The 213-nt window shown below is 58.2% G+C and carries 1 protein-coding gene; it reads right to left on the bottom strand.

Going from position 1 to position 213, the window contains the following annotated elements; translation table 11 throughout:
• Positions 1–43 precede the first annotated feature (43 nt).
• Positions 44–213 (bottom strand): LexA family protein (locus tag ACNPN0_RS16675; protein ID WP_448938376.1); only part of this gene is annotated, 170 nt, incomplete at its 5' end.

The following is a 213-nucleotide window of genomic DNA, read 5'->3' as shown; positions in this document are numbered from 1 at the left end:
AATTGCGCTGGGGCCAAGCACCAGCGCAATGACCGTACGTATTCTAGAGCGAGCGCATCACCGAGACGACGCGTCCCATGATCGTTGCGGCATCACCCAAAATTGGTTCGTAGCGCGAGTTCTGCGGAAGCAGCCAGGTATGCCCGTCACGCTGCCGGAAAGTCTTTACCGTGGCTTCTTCATCGAGCAGGGCAGCTACGATGTCGCCGTTGT

Source organism: Glutamicibacter sp. AGC84, from assembly GCF_053543575.1.
This window is presented reverse-complemented; position numbering and strand designations above follow the sequence as displayed.